Source organism: Streptomyces sp. Ru71 (genome assembly GCF_002920535.1).
Classification (GTDB): Bacteria; Actinomycetota; Actinomycetes; order Streptomycetales; family Streptomycetaceae; genus Streptomyces.
In genome coordinates this window covers 1-18,682 of the sequence record NZ_PQSS01000039.1, presented here as the reverse complement: position 1 = coordinate 18,682, position 18,682 = coordinate 1, and the positions used below count along the sequence as shown (strand labels likewise).

Here is an 18,682-nt window from a genome sequence, read left to right as displayed (position 1 = left end):
CGGGTTCTGTCGGTTGTCGGGTGCGGGTGGGGGGTGGCTGGGCGCGCAGTTCCCCGCGCCCCTTCGGGGCGCTTCTCAGCCCTTGATCACGCCGAGCGGTACCAGGCGGGCGACCGTGCGGCACAGGCCTGCTGCCTCGCTGGTGGCCACTACCGCGGCTACGTCCTTGTAGGCCTCCGGGGTTTCTTCGGACAGGCCGCGCCAGGACAGGGGGCGCACGGCTATGCTGGCCCGTTCCAGGCGGGCGCGTAGTTCGCGGCCGGTGACGGTGCGTGCGGCCTCGTGGCGGCTCATCGTGCGGCCCGCGCCGTGGCAGGTGGAGGAGAAGGCGTCGCCGCCGCTGACGCCGGCCAGCACATAGGACGCCGTACCCATGGTGCCGGGGATCAGCACCGGCTGCCCGGCCTCGCGCAGGTCGGGGGGCAGGTCGGGGTGGCCGGGCGGGAAGGCCCGGGTGGCGCCCTTGCGGTGCACGCACAGGCTGCGGGGCGTGCCGTCCACCGGGTGGGTCTCGATCTTGGCGAGGTTGTGGGAGACGTCGTAGACCAGGGACAGCCGGATGCCCGCGGCCCGCAGGAAGACGCGGCGGGTGGCGTCGGTCAGGAGCTGGCGGTTGGCCCGGCCGTAGTTGGCGGCGGCGGCCATCGCGCCGAGGTAGGCGCGGCCCTCGGGCGATTCGACCGGGGTGCAGGCCAGCTGCCGGTCGGGAACCGAGATGCGGTAGCGGGCCATGGCGCCGCCCATGGCCCGGACGTGGTCGGTGCAGATCTGGTGGCCCAATCCGCGTGAGCCGCAGTGGATCATCACGCAGACCTGCCCGGCGGCGATCCCGAAGGCGGCCGCGGCCTGCGCGTCGTGGACCTCGGCGACCCGCTGCACCTCCAGGAAGTGGTTGGCGGAGCCGAGGCTGCCGACCTGGCCGAGGCCGCGCTCCCGGGCCCGTTCGCCGACCTGCCCGGTGTCGGCGTCGGCGACCGCGCCGGCGTCCTCGCAGCGCAGCAGGTCGCGTTCCTCGCCGTGGCCCTCCTCGACGGCGTACCGGGAGCCGCCGCGCAGGATGCGCTCCAGCTGGCGGGTGCCGCTGAGGTGCCACACGCCGCCGGGTCCGGCGCCGCGCGGGATCGCCCGGTCGAGGCCGTCCATGACGGCGGTGAGCGCGGGCCCGAGTTCACGGGCGTCGCAGTCGGCGGCGAGCAGCCGTACCCCGCAGGAGATGTCGAAGCCGACACCGCCGGGTGAGACGACGCCCCCGCGTGCGACGTCGGTGGCGGCGACGCCGCCGATCGGGAAGCCGTAGCCCCAGTGGATGTCGGGCATGGCGTACGCGGCGTGCACGATGCCGGGCAGGGTGGCGACGTTGGCCACCTGCCGCAGGGACTGCTCGGCGTCGGCGAGCAGCTCGCGGGAGGCGAAGACGACGCCGGGCACCCTCATGGGCCCGTGCGCGGGGATGCGGTAGCGGTAGGGGCGTTCCTCGACCAGTTCCATGGCGGCCTCCGCGCCGCTGTGAGGTCTCAGCCGGTGGCCTGCCACCCGGTCCAGCGGGCGACGGTGACCAGGATGACCGGGCCGTCCGGGGGGCGGGTGGCGTACTGGGGGTACTTGCGGCGCAGCAGGGTGATCGCCCCGGTGTGCTCCGCGCGTGCCGCGGCGTCGTCGGTGCCGGCCGGCACGGTGTGGGCGCCTCCGTCGGCGCGCACCCACCACAGCCGGTCCCAGTCCTCGTCGTAGGCGTCGGCGAGCAGGCTGACCGCCGGGTGGGCGGCGATGTTGCGCAGCCGTTTGAGCCGCTGCGTGGACTTGGGTTTGCGGTCGACGGCGGTGACGATCCGGTCGCCGTCGGCGGCGAACACGACGGGCACCAGGTGCGGGTGGCCTGCCGCGTCCACGGTGGCGAGCCGGGCCACGCGGGCATCGGCGAACCGCCTGCGTGCCTCGTGCTCGTCCATGGCGGGCACCTCAGGTCTCCTCCTCCGCCGCCGCCAGGGTGGGTACGACGGCGACCGGGCACTCGGCGTGGTGCAGCACCGCGTGCACCACGCTGCCCAGGCGCAGCGCGAACCGGCCGGCGGGCGGATGCCGGGCGACGACGACCAGGCCGGCCCGTGCGGACGCCTCCACGAGGACGGCCGCCGGGGAGCCGATGACGAGGTCGGTGTCGGCCCGGACCTGCGGATACTCGGCGAGGGGCCGGGCGGCGTGTTCGAGCACGCGGGTGCGGATGTGCTGTTCGTCGTCGATCCGGCTGACCTGGGGCACCACCAGACCGGCCCGCGCCAGCGGCATCCAGGCGTGCACCACCCGCACCTCGACGCCGCGCAGCCGTGCCTCGGCGAGCGCGAACCGTACGGCGTCGGTGTCCCGTTCGTCGCGGACGCCGACGACGACGCTGCCGTGGGCGGCCCTCTCGGTGTGCCCGCGCGCGACGACGACCGGCCGGTTGGCGTGCGCGGCGGTGCGCAGGCTCACCGAGCCCAGCAGCAGTCCGGAGAAGCCGCCGCGCCCGCGCGTGCCGACGACGATCAGGTCGGCGTCGCGCGCGGCGTCGATGAGGGCCTCGGCGGGCCGGTCGTGGGCGAGCGCGGTCTCCAGGGGAAGGCCGGGGTGGCCGGCGGCGATACGGGCCACGGCGTCGTCGAGGACGGAGGCGGCCGCGTCCAGGACGCGCGCGTCGGCGCCCTCCCCGGCCGGGCTGCCCGGGCCGACGGCGTGCAGCAGGCGCAGACCGGTGCCGCGCAGATCCGCCTCGGTGGCGGCCCAGTCCGCGGCGAGCCAGGCGTCCGAGGTGTCGTCGACGCCGGCGAGCACGGCGCGGGGCGCAACGCCGGTCACCTGGCTCACCCCTCCCGCAGGGCGTCGAGCACGTCCGCGTCGGTGAGCTGCTCGAAGTCCTCGTACCACAGGCCGACGGCGCGGAAGTCGGCCGGCCGGTACAGGCACACCACCTCGTCGACCTCCCGGGAGAGCAGCTCGGCGGACTCGGGGGCGGCCACCGGCACGGCGAGGACGACGCGTTCCGGTCCCTGGCGGCGGGCCCAGCGGACGGCGGCGCGCGCGGTCGCGCCGGTGGCGAGCCCGTCGTCGACGACGATCACGGTGCGCCCGGTCAGGTCCAGGGCCGGGCGACCGCCCCGGTAGAGGTGCTCGCGGCGGCGCAGTTCGGCGCGCTCGCGCCGCACCGTGCCCGCGAGCGCCTCGTGGGTGAGGCCCATGCGTTTGAGCGCCCATTCGTCGAACAGCGGCGGGTCGTCGCCGGCCAGCGCCCCGACCCCGAGTTCCTCCTGGAAGGGCGCTCCGATCTTGCGGGCGACGAGCACGTCGAGAGGGGCGCCGAGGGCGCGGGCCACCTCGCGGGCCACGGGGACGCCGCCGCGGGGCAGTGCGAGGACGAGGGGGTGCGCCAGGGCGCCCTTGTCCTGCCGGATGCGCAGTTGCTCGGCCAGTTCCCGACCGGCCTGGGTGCGGTCACGAAACTCCATGGGCTCTGCGCCTCCTTCCGACGTCCGCCGCTCACGGCGGCGGGCCGGACGTGCGGCCGGGTACCCGGCGGTCGGCCCGCGCACACGCCGGGTCAGCGTGCCGGGCGGCCCTGCCGCAGGAAGCGGCGCAGCCGGGTCAGCGGCCAGGTGTTGATCACGTCGTCCCCGGTGAGCCAGCCGCGCTGGGCGGTGCCGATGCCGTAGCGCATGTTGGCCAGGTGCAGGGTGGAGTGGGCGTCGCTGTTCACGGCGAACTTCACGCCGTGCCGCTTGGCCCGCAGGATGTCCTCGTCGCGCAGGTCGAGCCGGTCGGGGTGGGCGTTGATCTCCAGCGCGGTGCCGGTGCGGGCGCAGGCGGCGAAGACCGCGTCCAGGTCGGCGTCGATCCCGGGGCGTCTGCCGATGAGGCGGGTGGTGGGGTGGCCGATGATGTCGACGTAGGGATTCTCGCAGGCGCGTACGAGCCGCCGGGTCATGGCGGCGCGGTCCTGGGTGAAGTGGGAGTGCACGGAGGCCACGCACAGGTCGAAGCCGGCCAGGAATTCCGCCGGCCAGTCCACGTCGCCGTCGGGGCCGATGTTGAGTTCGGCGCCGTGCAGCAGCCGCATGCCCCGGCCCTTGCCGTAGGTGCCGTCGAGTTCCCGGACGCGCTCGCGCTGGGCGAGCATCCGCTCGTCGGTCATGCGCTGCATGGCCATGTCGGGGCCGTGGTCGGTGATCGCGTAGTAGGCGTAGCCGCGTTCGGCGGCCGCGGCGACCATCTCCTGGAGCGGGGCGAGACCGTCGGTGAGGTCGGTGTGGGTGTGCAGGTCGCCGCGCAGATCGGCCTCGGTGACCAGGTCGGGCAGTTCGCCGCGCAGCCCGGCCTCGATCTCGCCGCGGTCCTCGCGCAGGGTCGGCGGGATCCACGGCAGGCCGAGGCGGGCGTAGACCTCCTCCTCGGTCTCGGAGACGATCTTCTCGCCGCTCTCCGCGTCGAACAGCCCGTACTCGGACAGCTTGAGTTTGTGGTGCACGGCGCGTTCGCGGGTGCGGATGTTGTGCGCCTTGGAGCCCGTGAAGTACTGCAGGGCGGCTCCCCAGGAGTCGGGCGGTACGACGCGCAGGTCGACGGAGAGGCCCTTGGTGGTGCGGATCGACGTCTTGGTCGTGCCGTGCGCGATGACCTCGTCCGCGTACGGCAGCTCGGTGAACGCCTTCATCAGCGGGCCGGAGTCGTCGGCCGCGGCGAGGACGTCGAGGTCGCCGATGGTCTCCTTCACACGGCGCAGGGAGCCGGCGTAGGCGCAGCGGCCGCAGCCGGCCGTGCCGGAGAGGACGGCGACGATGTCGGTGGCGAGGTCGAGGGCGACGTCGAGCAGGACGCGGTCGCCGGCGGACCGCAGCAGTTCGATGCCGTGCAGGATGTTCTGCTCGGTCTTGGGGCCGAAGCCCTTGAGGTCGCGCAGCCGTTCGCCTTGGATGGCTTCGGTCAGCTCCTCGACGGAGGAGATGCCCAGCTCCTCGTACAGGACCAGGGCCTTCTTCGGGCCGAGGGTGGGGATGGCCGTCAGCCGCCGCACGCCGGCCGGGATGCGGGCGCGCAGTTCCTCCACGGCGGCGACGGAGCCGGTGCGGAAGTACTCGGTGATCTTCTCGGCGATCGACCTGCCGACGTTGGGGATCTCCTGGAGCCCTTTGACGTCCAGGCCGGCCACGTCGGCGTGGTGTCCGCCGATCGCGCGGGCAGCCTTCTCGTAGACACGTGCCCGGAACGCGTCTCCCCCGGTGATCGAGATCAGGTCCGCGTATTCCTGGAACAGCGCGGCGACCTCGTCGTTGGAACGAGCCACACCTCCAGGGTAGGTGCGGTACGCGGCGGCGTCAGGGGGTACCCGCGACGGTGGCACCACTCTTCCGCCCTCTTCGGGGAGATGACTCGCATGCTGTTGCTCGGACTCCTCCTCCTCGCGGCCACGGTGGCCTTCACGGTGCTGGCGATCGCGGGCAACCTGGGCGGCGGACCGCAGTACCCCGTGTCCGTGCTCGACCATCACATCGCGACGATGAACGGGCTGGCGCTGTTCAGCTCGGGCCTGGCGCTGGCGCTGATCTTCTGTCTGGCGCTGGCGATGATGAGCGGTGCGGTCCACCGCCGTCGCCGGGCGCCGCGCGGCGTCGGGACGGCGGACGACGCGGACGACGCGGACGACAGGACGACGCTGCACGACATGATGCACCGGCCGCACCGGCACGCCTGACCGACCGGCTGCGGCCGGCGGCGCGGGGCCGCCGGCCGGGTCGGTGCGGCAGCAGTTACCAGATGACGGGCAGCCGCTCGGGGATGCGCTTCATGAAGCCCGTGCGCCACACCAGTTGCCCCGCGGGCACGGCCAGCGCGAGGTGCGGCAGCCGCTCGGCGAGCACCTCCAGGGCGACCTCGGCGTGACGGCGGCCGAGTGCGGTGGCGGGGCAGTAGTGGGAGCCGCCGCCGAAGGAGAGATGGTCGGCGGCGTTGGGACGCCCGACGTCGAAGCGGTGCGGGTCGGGGAAGCGCTCGGGGTCGAAGTTGGCGCCCTCGACGAGCACCAGCACCAGCTCTCCCGCACGCACCCGCACATCGCCCAGGCGGACGTCCTCCAGGGCGATCCTGGGCAGCGCGTCCCCGATGGACAGGTTGACCCGCAGCAGTTCCTCCACGGCCGCGCCGGTCACCTCGGGCCGCTCACGCAGCAGGTCCCACAGCTCGGGGTGGGTGAGCAGATGGACCAGGGCCATGGCGAGGAAGCCGGAGGTGGAGATCACTCCGGCGCCGAACAGGGTGACGCCGACGGTGGCGAGCATCTCGTCGGTGAGGTGGGCGTACTCCGGGTCCCCGCGCAGCTCGGCCAGCTCCCCCATGAGCCCGCCGGTCCCGGGGTGGTTCATCAGGCCGGTCATCCGGGCGATGTCCCGGTCCCAGTTGACCTTCGCGCCGGTGACGGGGCACGGGGAGTTCATGAAGGCGATGTCGAGGCTGCGCAGGAACGCGGGTGCCTCGGTCTGCGGGATGCCGAGGATGTGGCAGTGCATCCCGGCGGAGTACGGCTCGCAGAAGGCGCCGCGCAGGTCGGCGGTCGGCCCCTCGGCGACGAGCACGTCGACGAGACGGTGGGCCTCGCCGCGGATCCACTCCTCCAGTCCCGGCGCCTTGGGGTTCAGGGCCCGCATCACCGCCCGGCGCAGGCCCGCGCCGGTGATGTTGCCCATGTTGTTCACGACCTCGGGCGGAATCGTCAGGGCGTACTGGCGGGGCGCTCCGGGGGCGGAGGTGTCCTTCAGGGAGAACCTGCCGTCGGTGAGCACCTGCCGGCACAGCCGGTAGGAGGACACCAGCCACGCCTCGTCGCCGGCGATGGTCCGCACCCGGGTCACCGGGGCGGCCTCCCGCAGGGCGGCGACCTCGTCGGGAATCCGGGTGCCGTCCCAGGAGAAGGGGAAGTCGAGCAGGGGCGGGGTCTGGACGCTGGTGGTCATGCGGCGGCTCCTTGGACGGGTGCGGGGACGGATCCGGCCGGGTCGGCGTCGGCCGGGGTCACGACGGCGTGGCCCTGATTGCGGGAGGCGCGCAGTCCGGCGCCGCGCGCGTACAGCAGCTCCGCCATGGGCAGCAGCTGGTGGTAGCAGTTGAGCGAGGACGGAACGCCGAGGATCGCCGGGGTGTCGAGGAAGAGCGGGGCCTCCGCGCAGACGTACTCCAGGCACACCGCGCGCTGCCGCTCGTTCGCCGGCTCCCCGCGGGCGGCGAGGAAGCGGCTGACGAGGGAGTCGCAGACGGCGCGGAAGTCGTCGTCGCCGGCCAGGCGGTGGGTGAGCCGGCGGTGCATGTCGCGGTAGGCGTCGTTGTCCCGCAGGGCCGACATCGGCTGCCAGCGCAGCCGCACGCCGTCCGGGTCGGCCGCCTCCACCGCGTCGCGGACCTTGGCGCGCACGCCTCTGAGGTTCTTCACGGCCTTGCGGCGGGCGTCGTCGGGGGCGTAGCCGCAGGCCTCGTACATCTCGGCGACGAACAGGTCGGTGTAGACGAAGTCGACGCGTTCGAACCGGCTCAGCCCCCAGCGGGCGAGGTCGTGCAGCCGCCCGGCGGAGAAGTAGCTGTTGCCGGGAGAGACCCCGATGACGGCGTGCGCGCCCTCGTCGTGGATGACCCGGCAGTGCGGGGTGTAGGGCTGGACCTGGAAGACGTCGGCCATCAGCACGGATGCTGTGGTCAAGGAGTGATCCTCCGCCGCGTGCGAGTCCCGGCAGGGCCCTGTGCCCTGGGTGTGGCTACGCGGCGCCCACACACTATGTGCGTCGACGCGAACACGGGGCGTCACGGATCACTTTGGCTGAAAATACTCGTAGCAAGACCTCATATCCGCAGCAGAGCAGCTGAATTCCGGCCATGCGGGGGGACCTTGGGTGACGTCATCACAGCGGTGGCGGCGAGAAGTCGCATTCGGGCGGCCCGTTCCACACCGGAGCCAGGCGCGATCCGAAGCACCAGAACGAGCCGTTTCCCTTCAGGCCACGCAGTGTTCACTCACCATTCACCCCAGATGCGGTACTCGTCCCGACGGCCGCACATCCCGAAACCGGCACGCCGGGCGGGGACGCTGTCGTACGCGCTCGCCCCGTCGAGATAGGCGGGCTCGCCCGCTTCCAGCGCGTCGAGGTGTGCGCCGGTGCGCTCGGCGGCGGCGAGCGCACCCTTGCGCCACAGCTCGCGCCAGGCGGGCACCCGCGGGCGCACCAGACGGGCGGCGGCCCGCTGGAAGGCGCGATACGGGCCGTCGTCCCCGGCGAGGAGGGCCGCGCGCAGCGGAAGGTAGCCCGCGACGGCGAGGTCCCGGCGGCGACGGGCCGCCGCCTCCACCGCGGGGCCGGTGCCGGGTGGGAGCGTGGCGGCGGCCGCGTACGCCTGCGGGTCGGCGAGCACCTCGGGCGGGAAGGTGAACACCGCGTCCCCGGCCTCCGGCAGCCCGCTGTTCTGCATCAGCACGGTGACACGCAGATCGCCGCCCTGCACCATCCGGTGCACGGTGCCCGGGGTGAACCAGGCCAGCGAGCCCGCCCGGAGCGGGATGTCCCGGTAGCCGTCGGGGCTGAGGGTCTGCACCGCGCCCCGGCCGCCGGTCACGACATACGCCTCCGTGCACACCAGGTGCAGATGCGGGCTGCCGCCGCAGACGCCGTCGGCCGCCTCCCAGTCGTAGGCGCGCAGATGGGACAGCCCGACAGCGCCGGGCAGCGGCGGCGGCGGGACGTCGTTCACCACGGGAGGCCCCGGAGATGGGCGGCGACCCGTTCGCGGTCCCAGGCACCGTCGGCGATCACCACCCGGTAGCGGTAGCCGAAGGACTCCCCCGGCGCCACGGCGAACTCCTCGAAGAACGCCCAGGAGAACGCGACCGTCGCGATGGGCTCGCTGCGCACGAACCAGTGGGAGGCGTGGATCGCGGACGTCTCGTCGAGGTTCTCCGGGGCGTGCGCGAAGACCAGCGTGGAGTGGGCGTCGGCCTCGTCGTGCTCCGCGGCGAAGGCCAGCCAGGGCCCCTGAGCCCCCATCAGCTTCTGTGCCCCCTCCTCCCCCGGGCCGAAGACACGGCCGCCGGTGAAGTCGCGGGGTCCGCGCCACTGGAGTCCGGTGTAGCCGGCCATCTCGCGGCCGGCGGTGGTCGGGGAGCCGAACAGCAGCGGCTGGTCACGCAGGTTGGTGAGGCGGATCGACCAGTCCAGCGCCCAGCTGCCGGCCGACTCGTCCACGGAGTGCACGGTGATGCCGCGCTCCTCCCGCGCCCACTCCTGTCCGCCGTGCGCGAGCCAGGTCAACTCCTCCGTGAGCGCGAGCTGTTCGTCCTCGGCCTCGAAGGAGGTGAAGCCGTCGTGGCGCATGGAGCCGATCCGGTCGGGCAGGGCGAGGTAACCCTGTTCGTGGACGTAGGAGTTGCCGCCCCAGAAGTTCTGCCCGGAGAGGTGACTGGCCGTCATCTGCAGGCCCTTGTGCCAGCGGTGGTCGCTGGGCCGGTACCCGGTGACCGTGTGCCCGGCCAGGGTGCGCAGCGGGTGCGCGTACGGCTTGCGGGACTCGAAGGCCACGGGGTCGGGGCGGTAGACGTACCGCAGGATCTCGACACCGTTCGCGGCCTCGACCGCGACGTGTTCACCGTGGACGTGACCGACCCGGATGCTCACACCGCCTCCTTCGGGGCCCAGTCGGGGTGGTCGCCGTGCATGGCCGAGTAGTACGGGTCGCCGGGGCCGATCTCGCCGGCCCGCACCGGGCAGCCGGTGAACGCCGCCTTGTACAGGGCGGCGGCGAACTCCAGCGTCGCGCGCGCCTCCGGGCCGCTGCCGGGCGGCCGTACTCCACGGTCCCAGGCGTCCAGGAGGGCGCCGAGCTGGGCCGTGTGGGAGCTGGGCACATCGGCGGCGGGGATGTGCCAGGCGGCGGCGCGCTCGGGGTCGGCGTGCGGGGCCGGGGTGTAGACCCAGTCGTCGTTGGCGTGCCCGTACAGGTGGGTCAGCTCGACGGTCGCGTGCGCGCAGTCGATCCGGATGCGGCTCACCTCGTCGGGCGACAGGACGCTGTTGACGACGGTGGCGAGCGCGCCGGCGCGGAAGCGGACCAGAGCGGTGGAGACGTCCTCGCTCTCGGTGTCGTGCACCAGCCGGGCGGCCATCGCCCGCACCTCCTCCCACTCGCCCAGCAGGTGCAGCAGCAGGTCGTACTGGTGGATGCCGTGGCCCATCGTCGGCCCGCCGCCCTCACTGGCCCAGCGCCCGCGCCACGGCACCGCGTAGTAGGCGGCGTCCCGGTGCCAGGTCGTCTGGCAGTGCGCGACCAGCGGGGCGCCCAGCTCACCGCTCGCGATCAGCTCGCGGGCGTGCACCGCGCCGGACCCGTAGCGGTGCTGGAAGATCACGGAGGCGTACGCGCCGGACGCCTGCTCGGCGGCGGCGATGTCGTCGTACTCGGCGAGCGACAGGCACAGCGGCTTCTCGCACAGCACCCAGGCGCCCGCCTTGAGCGCGGCGACGGTCTGCTCCCGGTGCAGCGCCGGCGGCGTCCCGATCAGCACCAGGTCGGGGCGTACGGCGTCCAGCATGGCGCCGGTCGAGGCGTATCCGGCGACCCGCTCCCCCGCCAGCTCCCGGAAGGCGTCCAGCCGGGCCTGGTCCACGTCGACGGCCGCGACCAGTTCCACCCGGTCCGCGTGGGCCTGGAGCGCGGGCAGATGGCTGCCGGCGACGATGGCGCCGGTGCCGATGACGGCGACGCGGCGGCGGGAGGGGGGCTGGGGCATGCGGCGCTCCTCGGCGGGTGGACGGCGGTTCGGGGAGCAGGCGGGCAGGGACGCGGAGTGGGATAGAAAGCGCTTGCTCCCCGGAGAGACCCTAGGGTCAGCGGGACGGGCAGGACAACCCCCGCGTGCGCGGATTCCCCGATGCGACGGCCGCGCGGCCGTACCGTGGAGGCATGGGCGGCGGCACCGTGACGCTGTTCCTGTGCGGCGATGTGATGCTCGGGCGCGGCGTCGACCAGATCCTGGCGCACCCCGGCGATCCGGCACTGCGCGAGGAGTACATCGGTGACGCGCGCGCCTATGTCCGCCTGGCGGAGTCGGCCGGCGGGCCGGTGCCGGCGCCGGTGCCCCCGTCCTGGCCGTGGGGCGAGGCGCTGGCCGCGCTGGAGGCCGAGGCCCCGGACGCGCGGATCGTCAACCTGGAGACCTCGGTCACCCGCAGCGACGACTTCGCGCCCGGCAAGGGTGTCCACTACCGGATGCACCCGGCCAACCTGCCCGCCCTGCTCATGATCCGCCCCGACGTGTGCGTGCTGGCCAACAACCACGTGCTGGACTTCGGCCGCCGCGGCCTCGCGGAGACACTCGCCGTACTGGCCGGGGCGGGCCTGCGCACGGCGGGCGCCGGGCTGGACGCCGACGCGGCATGGGCACCGGCGGTGGTGCCGGCGGGCGGCGGCCGGGCCCTGGTGTTCGCGATCGGGACGCGGTGCAGCGGCGTCCCGGCCGACTGGGCGGCGGGCCCGGACCGCTCCGGTGTCGCCTACGTCCCCGCCCTGACGCCCGCGGCGGCCGAGGCGGTCGTGGCGCGGGTACGGCGGTTCAAGCGCCCCGGTGACCTCGCGGTGGTGTCGGTGCACTGGGGTTCCAACTGGGGCTACCGCGTGCCCGGCGCCCAGGTCCGCTTCGCGCACGCCCTCGTCGACGGCGGCGTGGACCTGATCCACGGCCACTCCTCGCACCATCCACGGCCGATCGAGGTGTACCGGGGGCGGCTGATCCTGCACGGCTGCGGGGACTTCGTCGACGACTACGAGGGCATCACCGGCTACGAGCGCTACCGCGACGACCTCCGACTGGCGTTCCTGCCCACGCTCGAACGCCCCACGGGCCGCCTCGCCGGACTCCGCATCCTGCCCTGGCGGTCCCACCGCATGCGGCTGGAACGGGCGCCGGGTGCGGACCGGGAGTGGCTGCGCGAGGTATTGGACCGGATCAGTGAGGGGGTGCGGGTGGGGGTGGGGGCTGAGGGGGTGCTTGTGGGGGAGGTTCCGGGGGGTTGAGGCATTGGGGACGCTTGGGGCAAGGGCGACGGTGGGGGCGGTGGGGTGGGCGCCGATGGCGTGCGGGGCGTCGAGGGTGAGCCGTCTGAGGGCGGGGGCTGGCAGGAGTTGGCTGTCGGCGGGGCGTGCCGTCTGGCGGGGGCTGCCGGCCGGCACGGGGCGCCAAACGGCTCGGCCTGCCAACCGGCGCGAGCTGCCGCCCGGCAAGGCATGCCATCCGGCACAAGCCGCCAACCGGCACAAGCTGCCAACTGGCACAGCCTGCCACCCGCACCAGGCCGCCACCCGGCAAGGCATGCCATCCGGCACGGACCGCAACCGGCACAAGCTGCCAACCGGCGCAGCCTGCCAACCCGCACCGGCCGCCGCCCGGCAAGGCATGCCACCCGACACATCGTGCCGCCCAAGCGGCGGACGCCCGCCCCGTACTGCCCGGCCCGCCCCCGCTCAGTCCTCCGCTACCAGTTCCACCGGGGTGGCTATCACGTCGACCAGGGCGTCGCCGCGCAGGGCCGTCAGGGCCAGGGGGCGGCCGATGGCGTCCTCCAGCATGCGGCGTTGGAGGGCCTGGGCGCTGCCGACCGGTTCCCCGTCGGCGGTGAGCAGCAGGTCGCCGGTGCGCAGGCCGGCGCGGGCGGCCGGGGAGGCGGGGACGACCTCGGCGATGCGCAGCCCGGTGGGCCGGCCGGTGCGCTCCCGCAGCGGCGGGGGCAGTGGCGCGGGCGTGCCGGCGATGCCGAGGTAGGCGCGGCGCACCCGGCCGGCCGACAGCAGGGTGGTGATGATCTGCCGGCTGGTGTCGTTGACGGGGATGGCGAGGCCGAGGCCCACGTCGGCGATGGCGGTGTTGATGCCGACGACCGCCCCGTCGGCGGTGGCCAGCGCCCCGCCGGAACTGCCGGGGTGGAGGGTGGCGTCGGTCTGGACGACGTCGTCGACGACCCGGGTCGCGGCGCCCGCGCTGGTCGGCAGGGACCGGCCGAGGCCGCTGACCACGCCGGCGGTGACGCTGCCGGCCAGGCCGAGCGGGTTACCGACGGCCACCACGAGCTGCCCGACCCGCAGGGTGTCGGCCTCGCCGAGCCGGGCGGGCGGTGGGGTCGGCCCGTCGGCCCGGACGACGGCGAGGTCGGACAGCGGATCGGCGCCGATGACGTGGAAGGGCACGGTGGTGCCGTCGGCGAAGGACGCGGTGCCGGCGTCGGAGCGGCCCACGACGTGCGCGTTGGTGAGCAGGAACCCGTCGTCGGTGAAGACCACGGCGGAGCCGGTGCCGCGCACGAACCGGCCCCGGGTCCACCGGTGTGCCACGGTCAGCGCCGCCACCTTCGGGGTCAGCTCGGCGGCCACCGAGGTGACGATCCGCGAGTACGCGTCGAGCGCGGCCTGCTCCTTGCCAGAGCGGTCGGGCTCGGAGAGAGTCTCGGCCACGGGGCGCCCCTTCCGCTCGCCCGGTGTGGATTACATGATTACACCGGACGGGCGGAAGGGGAACAGAGCGGGCGGAAGCGGTGAAAAGGCGACGCCCGCCGGCTACAGCGCCCGCTCCAGTCGCTCCGCCACCAGCTTCACGAACCGGGCCGGGTCCTTCGGCTGGCCGCCCTCGGCCAGGACGGCGAGCGTGTGCAGCAGCTCGGCGGTCTCGGTGAGGGCCGAGCGGTCCTCACCCGCCTCCTGGTAGGCCCGGTTCAGCCCCTGGACCAGCGCATGACCGGGGTTGAGCTCCAGGATGCGCTTGGCGCGCGGCACCTCCTGGCCCATCGCGCGGTACATGTTCTCCAGCGCCGGGGTCAGATCGCCCGCGTCGGAGACCACACAGGCCGGGGAGACGGTGAGCCGGGAGGACAGACGGACCTCCTTGACGTCCTCCGCCAGCTGCTCCTTCATCCAGCCGAGCAGACCGGCGTAGGTCTCGGCCTGCTTCTCCTTCTCGGCGTCGGTTGACTGCTCGTCCTCGCCGTCGAGGTCGATCTCGCCCTTGGCGACCGAGCGCAGCCGCTTGCCCTGGAACTCACCCACGGCGTCGACCCACACCTCGTCGACCGGGTCGGTGAGCAGCAGCACCTCGATGCCCTTGGCGCGGAAGGCCTCCATGTGCGGGGAGTTCTCGACGGCCTGCCGGGATTCGCCGGTGAGGTAGTAGATGTCCTCCTGGCCGTCCTTCATCCGCTCCACGTACGCCGCGAGGGTGGTCTGCTCCTCCTCGCCGTGGGTGGAGGCGAACGAGGCGACGGCGAGGATCGCGTCGCGGTTCTCGGCGTCGGTGACCAGGCCCTCCTTCACCACGGCGCCGAACTCCCGCCAGAACGTGGCGTAGCGCTCGGCGTCCTTGGTGCGCATCTCCTTGACGGTGGAGAGGACCTTCTTCGTCAGCCGGCTGCGCATCGCGCGGATGTGCCGATCCTGCTGGAGGATCTCGCGGGAGACGTTCAGGGAGAGGTCCTGCGCGTCGACGACGCCCTTGACGAACCGCAGGTAGGACGGCAGCAGCTCCTCGCAGTCGTCCATGATGAACACGCGCTTGACGTACAGCTGCAGGCCGCGCCGGTGGTTCTGGGTGAACAGGTCGTGCGGGGCGTGGGAGGGGACGAACAGCAGGGCCTGGTACTCGAAGGTGCCCTCGGCCTGGAGGCGGATGGTCTCCAGCGGGTCCCGCCAGTCGTGGCTGATGTGCTTGTACAGCTCGTGGTACTCGTCGTCGGAGACCTCGTCGCGCGAGCGCGCCCACAGGGCCTTCATCGAGTTCAGGGTCTCGGGCTCGGGCGCGTCGTCGCCCTTGGGCTGCACCAGCTTGATGGGCCAGGTGATGAAGTCCGAGTAGCGCTTGACGATCTCGCGGATCTTCCACTCGGACGTGTAGTCGTGCAGCTGGTTGTCGGGGTCGGCGGGCTTGAGGTGGAGCGTGACGGCGGTGCCCTGCGGGGCGTCGTCGACGCGTTCCAGGGTGTACGTGCCCTCGCCGCGGGACGACCAGCGGGTGCCGTGGCTCTCGCCTGCGCGCCGGGTGAGCAGGGTCATCTCGTCGGCCACCATGAAGCCGGAGTAGAAGCCGACGCCGAACTGGCCGATCAGGCCCTCCGCGCCGGCCTCGTCCTCGGCCTCCTTCAGCTCCTTCAGGAACTGGGCGGTGCCCGAGTTGGCGATCGTGCCGATGAGCCGCCCGACCTCGTCGTAGGACATGCCGATGCCGTTGTCCCGCACGGTGAGGGTGCGGGCGTCCCTGTCCACCTCGATCTCGATGTGCGGGTCGGACACGTCCGCGTCGAGCGTGTCGTCCCGCAGCTTGGCGAGGCGCAGCTTGTCCAGCGCGTCGGAGGCGTTGGAGACGAGCTCCCGCAGGAAGACGTCCTTGTTCGAGTAGACCGAGTGGATCATCAGCTGCAGGAGCTGGCGGGCCTCGACTTGGAACTCAAACGTTTCGGTCGCCATGGTTCGCGATTACCTCACAGAGGACTTCGGTGGCCGTAACTGGTGGCAATCACTTTAAAACACCTGGTCAGGCCGGAACGGGTGACTTCCGGCCGCGCGTGGGTCACCCGGCCCCGTTCCGGGGTGCGCCGTGGTCCGTGCGATCAACGAGCGCTGGGCCGCGAGGAGCTCGCCAGGCAGGCAACACAAAAGACCGACGGGCCGGCCAATGCGGCCGGCCCGTCGGTGTGCCTACGGTGTGCGGTCAGGAGCGGGCGGGCACGGCCACGTCGATGCCACGAGCGGCGACGAGGCGGGCGCTGCCGTCGGTCAGGCGGTAGCACATGCCGACCACGGCGGCCCGGCCGGACTCGACGCGCTCGGCGAGGTCGCGGGAGCGCTCCAGGAGCATGTCCACGGTGCGCCGGATGTGCTCGTCCAGAGCGCCCTCGACGGTGTCGTCGCCGGCCGCGCGGGCGGCGAGCACGCTGGGGGTGACCCGCTCGACGACGTCCTGGACGAAGCCGGGCGGGGTCTGCCCGGTCTCCAGCGCGGAGCGGGCGGCGCCGACGGCGCCACACGAGTCGTGGCCGAGGACGACGACCAGCGGGGCGTCGAGCACGCTCACCCCGAATTCTATGGAGCCGAGCACCTCGGGACCCGCCACATGGCCCGCGGTGCGCACCACGAACAGGTCACCCAGACCCCGGTCGAAGATGATCTCGGCGGCCAGCCGGGAGTCCGAGCAGCCGAAGAGGACGGCGAACGGCTTCTGCGAGGGTGCGATCTCGGCGCGGCGAGCGGCGTCCTGGTTGGGGTGCTGGGGGGCACCGGAGACGAACCGCTGGTTGCCGTCGAGGAGCAGATCGAAGGCCTCGCGGGCGGAGAGGGTCGGCGCATCAGTCATGGCCACAGGTTACTGGGTGCCTTCCGGCCATGCCGGGTCAGGCCAGGTGGCCGAAGACGACCAGATTCTGGGTGTAGTCGCGGGCCGAGCGGTCGTAGCTGCCGGCGCAGGTGATCAGGCGGACCTGGGCCTGCGGGGTGTCGGCATAGACGCGGTCGCTCGGGAAGTCGTCCTTGTCGAAGGTCTGCGTGCTGTCCACGACGAAGGCCGCCCGGCGCCCGTCGGCGCGGTCGACGTAGACCACGTCGCCCTTGCGGAGTTCGTCCAGGTGGGCGAAGACGGCCGCGGCGGTCTTGGTGTCGACGTGCCCGGCGATGACCGAGGTGCCCGCCTCACCGGGCGAGGGGCCCTTGGCGTACCACCCGACGAGGTTGGTGTTGTCGGGCGGGGGCGGCTTGAGCCGGCCGGTGGAGTCGATGGCGAGGTCGGTGAAGGGGGCGTCGACCCCGATCGCGGGGATCAGCAGCCGGGTCGGGCGGGAGCGGGGCAGGTGCGGTCCGGCCTCGCCCGGCGCGGACGACGACGTGGCGGCGACGGCCGGCGCGGCATGCGGCCGGGGCCCGGCGCCGGGAGGGGAGGTGTCGTGGCGGCCGGCGAGACCGACGACGGCGACGAGGGCCACGGCGGCCCAGAAGAGTGTGGCGAGGGTGCGCGGTCCGCGTCTGGGCGGCCGCGGGGCTGTGTCGGGGGAGGACGGGGAGGATGCTGCCATCGGAACACCACCTCATTCGGGCACGGCAGCGGCGAGGACCGGACGGTGGAGCGGCGGGGCCGCCGCCGGCTGGATGCGCGTGCGGCGGCCCGTGGAGCTATGTCGGCTATGTCGTCGGGCATGGTCAGGCCACGCTTCCCGAGACCTTCTTGCGGCGCAGCGCGAACAGGCCGGCGCCCGCGACCGCGACGGCGGCCAGGCCGCCGGCGGTGACGCCCGGCGTGGCGAGCGCGCCGCCGCCGGTGTGCATGCCGCCCTTGGGCTTGTCGTGGTCACCGCTCCAGGAGCCGCTGTCCGAGCCGCCGCCCCAGCTGTCGTTGCCGGAGGTCTTGCCGCCCCAGTCGGAGCCGCCGTTGTCCTTCTTGTACGTCTCCGGGTCCTGCTTGGGGTCGCGGGGGCTGCCGCCCCAGTCGTCGTCGGAGAGCAGGGTCAGCGCTCCGCCACCCGTGTGCATCCCGCCGTGCGGCTTGCCGTGGCTGCTGTCCTTGTCGTGCTCCTTGCCGTAGGAATTGTCGTGCTCCTTGCTGTACGAGGAGTCCTCGTGGTCCCAGCCGCCGGAGCCCTCGGCGTAGGCGGGGGCGGCGATGGCGAGGGCCGCGGTGGCCGTCGCGGTGGCGAGCAGGATGCGGGCAGAACGCATTCGACAGTCCTTCCGTCGTGGCCGGGCAGCAGACGACTTGTCAGCTTCGGAGACCCGGCCCTGGCGTGATCCACCGTCAGCCAAGACCGGCCCGGGCACCATTCAGGGCGCTCACACGGGTTACGACCCCACCCCGACGGCGGCATCCGGCCCCTCCCCGAGGGCCTCGGCGCCCGGGTCGGGGCGCGTGGTCTGGGCGGGGGTAGCGACGGGCCGGGTGTCAAGGAGGCTGCCGGGCAAGGCGGCGGCGCGGCCGGTGCAGGGCCGCGAGCGGGGCCGCCGCGTGTGCGCCCTGGTAGGGGCCCCGGCGGTGCGCCTACAGTGTGACGCCCCTGGTCACCGGCTCCCGCCCGGGCCGCCGCCCGCATCCGCCCGCCGGACGGGGGCAGGCGTGGCGCGAGGGGCGCCGGCGATCGCCCATGTGAACGGCACACCATCCGTAGCCCGCCCCGGGCCGCGCCGCCGTGCGGGCACGGCCCCCTGGGCGCGTCGTATGCCGCTGGAGGCCGCTGTGTCCCGACCCTGTGTCGCCCTGATCGCCGACCCCACGTCTCCTGAGGGCTGCCGGGAGTACCTCGCCCGGGCCGTCGAGCTGCTCACCGGCGCTCCCCCGCGGCGCCTGGACTCCCGGTGCTTCGCGGCCGGCGGCGCCGGGCGTGCCGCTCTGGAGGGCGGGCGGTTACGGCTGCGGGTGCCGGACGAGGACGTGGACGTGGTGCCCGACGTGGTCGTGCTGTACGAGATCCCGCCCGAGCGCAGGGGTGAACTGGCCGGTTTCCAGAGGCTGTTGGCCCGTAGCGGGGTGGCGCCGTTCGCGGGTTCCCCGCAGGCCTGGCGTTCGGCGACCGAGAAGGACCGCACCCTCGCGTGTTTCGCCCGGGACGGGGTGGCCCATATGGAGACCGTGGTGCTGTCCGGGCCGGCCCGGCAGGAGGCGGTGGCCGCC

Annotated in this window: 17 protein-coding genes and 1 pseudogene; 3 read left to right on the top strand and 15 right to left on the bottom strand. The window is 73.5% G+C overall.

The window, feature by feature from the left end; all coding sequences use genetic code 11:
• Positions 1-75: 75 nt before the first annotated feature.
• The 5 genes from C3489_RS22380 to polX form a co-directional block, all read right to left on the bottom strand.
• Entirely contained in the window at positions 76-1,488 is a 1,413-nt protein-coding gene (locus tag C3489_RS22380; protein ID WP_103783819.1) for an RtcB family protein, read from the bottom strand.
• A gap of 26 nt (positions 1,489-1,514) precedes the next feature.
• Positions 1,515-1,949, bottom strand: a complete 435-nt coding sequence (locus C3489_RS22375; RefSeq protein WP_181139789.1) for a TIGR03668 family PPOX class F420-dependent oxidoreductase — start codon at positions 1,947-1,949, stop codon at positions 1,515-1,517.
• Between the two features lie 10 nt (positions 1,950-1,959).
• Positions 1,960-2,832: a universal stress protein gene (locus tag C3489_RS22370; RefSeq protein ID WP_258054903.1), complete on the bottom strand. Its 873-nt coding sequence runs from the start codon at positions 2,830-2,832 to the stop codon at positions 1,960-1,962.
• 5 nt (positions 2,833-2,837) lie between these two features.
• A complete protein-coding gene (locus C3489_RS22365) occupies positions 2,838-3,479 on the bottom strand; it encodes a phosphoribosyltransferase (RefSeq protein ID WP_103783817.1) in 642 nt (213 codons plus the stop codon).
• A gap of 92 nt (positions 3,480-3,571) precedes the next feature.
• Positions 3,572-5,311, bottom strand: a complete 1,740-nt coding sequence (gene polX, locus C3489_RS22360) for a DNA polymerase/3'-5' exonuclease PolX (protein WP_103783816.1) — start codon at positions 5,309-5,311, stop codon at positions 3,572-3,574.
• A gap of 90 nt (positions 5,312-5,401) precedes the next feature.
• Here polX and C3489_RS39485 point away from each other — a divergent pair, with 90 nt between their 5' ends.
• A complete protein-coding gene (locus C3489_RS39485) occupies positions 5,402-5,719 on the top strand; it encodes a hypothetical protein (RefSeq protein WP_258054902.1) in 318 nt (105 codons plus the stop codon).
• Between the two features lie 55 nt (positions 5,720-5,774).
• Here C3489_RS39485 and C3489_RS22350 read toward each other — a convergent pair whose 3' ends face one another.
• The 5 genes from C3489_RS22350 to C3489_RS22330 all read right to left on the bottom strand — a co-directional run bounded on the left by C3489_RS22350 (position 5,775) and on the right by C3489_RS22330 (position 10,786).
• Entirely contained in the window at positions 5,775-6,974 is a 1,200-nt protein-coding gene (locus tag C3489_RS22350; protein WP_103783815.1) for a cytochrome P450, read from the bottom strand.
• Positions 6,971-7,711, bottom strand: a complete 741-nt coding sequence (locus C3489_RS22345; RefSeq protein WP_258054901.1) for a tRNA-dependent cyclodipeptide synthase — start codon at positions 7,709-7,711, stop codon at positions 6,971-6,973. The genes C3489_RS22350 and C3489_RS22345 overlap by 4 nt, the downstream gene beginning before the upstream one ends.
• Before the next feature lie 311 nt (positions 7,712-8,022).
• On the bottom strand, positions 8,023-8,757 hold the full coding sequence (locus tag C3489_RS22340) for a cupin (RefSeq protein ID WP_103783813.1): 735 nt from the start codon (positions 8,755-8,757) through the stop codon (positions 8,023-8,025).
• Complete coding sequence (locus C3489_RS22335) at positions 8,751-9,674, bottom strand: PmoA family protein (protein ID WP_103783812.1); 924 nt, start codon at positions 9,672-9,674, stop codon at positions 8,751-8,753. The genes C3489_RS22340 and C3489_RS22335 overlap by 7 nt, the downstream gene beginning before the upstream one ends.
• Positions 9,671-10,786, bottom strand: a complete 1,116-nt coding sequence (locus C3489_RS22330) for a Gfo/Idh/MocA family protein (protein ID WP_103783811.1) — start codon at positions 10,784-10,786, stop codon at positions 9,671-9,673. The genes C3489_RS22335 and C3489_RS22330 overlap by 4 nt, the downstream gene beginning before the upstream one ends.
• 173 nt (positions 10,787-10,959) lie before the next feature.
• On the opposite strand from C3489_RS22330, the gene C3489_RS22325 reads away from it, so the two are divergent.
• Positions 10,960-12,069, top strand: coding sequence for a CapA family protein (locus tag C3489_RS22325; RefSeq protein WP_103783810.1), 1,110 nt, complete (start codon positions 10,960-10,962; stop codon positions 12,067-12,069).
• A 447-nt stretch (positions 12,070-12,516) separates the two neighbouring features.
• Here C3489_RS22325 and C3489_RS22320 read toward each other — a convergent pair whose 3' ends face one another.
• The 5 genes from C3489_RS22320 to C3489_RS22300 form a co-directional block, all read right to left on the bottom strand.
• The gene (locus C3489_RS22320) at positions 12,517-13,500 is read right to left on the bottom strand and encodes a S1C family serine protease (protein WP_103783809.1); all 984 of its coding nucleotides are present in this window, start codon (positions 13,498-13,500) and stop codon (positions 12,517-12,519) included.
• 102 nt (positions 13,501-13,602) lie between these two features.
• On the bottom strand, positions 13,603-15,498 hold the full coding sequence (htpG, locus tag C3489_RS22315) for a molecular chaperone HtpG (RefSeq protein ID WP_103783808.1): 1,896 nt from the start codon (positions 15,496-15,498) through the stop codon (positions 13,603-13,605).
• A gap of 244 nt (positions 15,499-15,742) precedes the next feature.
• Complete coding sequence (locus C3489_RS22310) at positions 15,743-16,384, bottom strand: carbonic anhydrase (RefSeq protein ID WP_103783807.1); 642 nt, start codon at positions 16,382-16,384, stop codon at positions 15,743-15,745.
• A 37-nt stretch (positions 16,385-16,421) separates the two neighbouring features.
• Entirely contained in the window at positions 16,422-17,096 is a 675-nt protein-coding gene (locus tag C3489_RS22305) for a class F sortase (RefSeq protein WP_103783806.1), read from the bottom strand.
• A gap of 124 nt (positions 17,097-17,220) precedes the next feature.
• Positions 17,221-17,736: a hypothetical protein gene (locus tag C3489_RS22300; RefSeq protein WP_103783805.1), complete on the bottom strand. Its 516-nt coding sequence runs from the start codon at positions 17,734-17,736 to the stop codon at positions 17,221-17,223.
• Between the two features lie 511 nt (positions 17,737-18,247).
• Here C3489_RS22300 and C3489_RS22295 point away from each other — a divergent pair.
• Positions 18,248-18,682 (top strand): annotated as a pseudogene (locus C3489_RS22295) (alpha-L-glutamate ligase); the annotation flags it as partial.

Coding starts and splice junctions, on each gene's coding strand:
- C3489_RS22380 (WP_103783819.1), bottom strand. CDS start 1,488: ATGGAACTGGTCGAGGAACGCCCCTACCGCTACCGCATCCCCGCGCAC.
- C3489_RS22375 (WP_181139789.1), bottom strand. CDS start 1,949: ATGGACGAGCACGAGGCACGCAGGCGGTTCGCCGATGCCCGCGTGGCC.
- C3489_RS22365 (WP_103783817.1), bottom strand. CDS start 3,479: ATGGAGTTTCGTGACCGCACCCAGGCCGGTCGGGAACTGGCCGAGCAA.
- C3489_RS39485 (WP_258054902.1), top strand. CDS start 5,402: ATGCTGTTGCTCGGACTCCTCCTCCTCGCGGCCACGGTGGCCTTCACG.
- C3489_RS22350 (WP_103783815.1), bottom strand. CDS start 6,974: ATGACCACCAGCGTCCAGACCCCGCCCCTGCTCGACTTCCCCTTCTCC.
- C3489_RS22330 (WP_103783811.1), bottom strand. CDS start 10,786: ATGCCCCAGCCCCCCTCCCGCCGCCGCGTCGCCGTCATCGGCACCGGC.
- C3489_RS22325 (WP_103783810.1), top strand. CDS start 10,960: ATGGGCGGCGGCACCGTGACGCTGTTCCTGTGCGGCGATGTGATGCTC.
- htpG (WP_103783808.1), bottom strand. CDS start 15,498: ATGGCGACCGAAACGTTTGAGTTCCAAGTCGAGGCCCGCCAGCTCCTG.
- C3489_RS22310 (WP_103783807.1), bottom strand. CDS start 16,384: ATGACTGATGCGCCGACCCTCTCCGCCCGCGAGGCCTTCGATCTGCTC.
- C3489_RS22305 (WP_103783806.1), bottom strand. CDS start 17,096: ATGGCAGCATCCTCCCCGTCCTCCCCCGACACAGCCCCGCGGCCGCCC.
- C3489_RS22300 (WP_103783805.1), bottom strand. CDS start 17,736: ATGCGTTCTGCCCGCATCCTGCTCGCCACCGCGACGGCCACCGCGGCC.